The organism is Micrococcus sp. LASM2_SD2 (assembly GCF_057364565.1).
The window spans coordinates 1-1831 of the sequence record NZ_JBNFOB010000334.1 but is presented as its reverse complement, the minus strand read 5'-3'; the positions used below and the strand labels follow the sequence as shown (position 1 = coordinate 1831).

The 1831-nt window shown below is 74.9% G+C and carries 2 protein-coding genes; both read right to left on the bottom strand.

Annotated features, from left to right (window positions below):
* On the bottom strand, window positions 1-647 hold a 647-nt coding region (locus AC2W7A_RS12105), incomplete at its 3' end, for a DUF5998 family protein (RefSeq protein ID WP_485991560.1).
* A gap of 71 nt (window positions 648-718) precedes the next feature.
* Window positions 719-1831, bottom strand: a 1113-nt coding sequence (locus AC2W7A_RS12100) for an acetate--CoA ligase family protein (RefSeq protein ID WP_485991559.1), incomplete at its 5' end; no start/stop codon positions are given.

The following is a 1831-nucleotide window of genomic DNA, read 5'->3' as shown; positions in this document are numbered from 1 at the left end:
CGAACGCAGGGTCCGGGCGAAGGCGAGGGCGCTCCTCCGCGGCGGCCGCCGTCCGCGTCCGCGGCCACCCGGATCACGAGGTCCTCGCGGGTGGCGGTGCCCGTGTAGCCGTGGTCTGCCTCGCAGTTCGGGTCCGCGCAGCCGGCCGGCTGCAGGTCCAGGCGCTGGCCGCCGGCCCACTGCACGGCCAGCGTCATCTCCGCCACCGGGTCGGCGGGGCGGAACCGCTCGGGATCCGCGTGGCCGGTGGTGATCACCACCGAGGCGATGGCGGAGACCGGCACCAGCTCGGTGGAGATCTGTGCGAGCATCCGGCGACCCTCGTCGTCCAGGGGGTGGTCGTCCAGGTGGGCTGCCACCACCACGTCCGCGCAGACCACGAGCACGGTGATGTGCCGGTGGATCTCGTCGTAGTCGAAGTGGGTGTCCACGTGCACCAGGTGCGCCAGCGGCTCACGTCCCTCCAGCTCCTGGGCCAGGTGGTGCGCCACAAGGTCCGGGTAGAAGCCGGCCCGGGCGAGCGAGTCCGTCAGCGACGTCCCGGAGCCCACCGTCCGACGTCGCCCCTGCTCGGCGGCGCCCAGCCGCGACAGCGGGGAGCGGTGTTCGTCCGGACCGGGCTCGTGGTTCCTGCGCAGCGGGGTCATGGGCTCCATGCTATCGGCGAGCCCGCCGGGCGCACGCCCTCGTCCACAGGCGGCCGCCGGGACGGGTCAGGTCAGTCCCCGCGCATGGCACGACGCGCGGAGTCCGTACGCTGACCGGCGTCCGCGACGTCCACCTCGGCCTGCAGCACGGTGACCCCGCCCGGGCCCGCGAGGACGGGGGCGAACCGCAGCCGCGCGACCCAGGGAAGGTCGTCCTTCAGGGCGGCGACCCGGGAGACCAGGTCCTCGAGCGCCTTCATGTCCGCGGCGGGGACGCCGCCCTGGGCCTGCAGCTTCGAGGCTGCGCGCGGGGCCCGCACCATCTGGGCGACGTCGCCGTAGGTCAGCGGCGGGACGCGGTGCACCCAATCGTCCAGCAGGTCGGTGGCGTCGCCGGTGATGCCGAAGGACACCACGGGGCCGATCAGCGGGTCCTCCAGGGCCGTCACCGTCACCGCCTGTCCTGCCGGCGCCATGGCCTGGACCTCCAGTTCGGAGACCCCGAAGGCCTTGAGCGCCTGGCGCATCTGCTCCACGTTGCGGCGCAGGGAGTCCGCGTCCGTGATGGACAGGCGCACGCCGCCCAGGTCGAGGCGGTGGCGCAGATGCGGGTCCACTGCCTTCACCGCCACCGGGAACCCGAGGCGCTCCGCGGCCTCGACCGCCTCCTCGGTGGTGGTGAACCGCTCCGAGGGCAGCGTGGAGATGCCGTAGCACTCCAGCAGGCGGGTGGTCTCCTCCGCGGTGAGGCGGGTCAGCTCGGTGCCGCTGCCGCGGGCGACGGCCGCCTCCACGATGTCCTCCGCGGTGTGGCGGTCCACGCCGTCGAGCTCGATCGGCTCCCCCCTGTCCTCGTCGCGCCAGTCCACGTAGGTGGCCAAGCGGCCGAGCACGCGCAGGGCCTTCTGGGGGGACGGGTAGAACGGCACGCCGGGCTGCAGGGCGCCCGGCTCGGCGTCCTCGGACAGCGGGGCGGCGCCGGCCAGCAGCGCGCCGGAGTACTCGGGGTCCACGACGTCCGTGAGGCAGACGAGGACCGGGACCTCGGCACCTCGGGCGGCCTCCGAGAGCTCCCGGCAAGCTCGGCGGGGACCTCGGCCGGACTGGTCGCAGGCCGGCGCGCGCGATGACCACCACGGCGTCCGCGCGCCCGTCGGCGCAGCGCCGGCCTCCAGGTCGGCGCG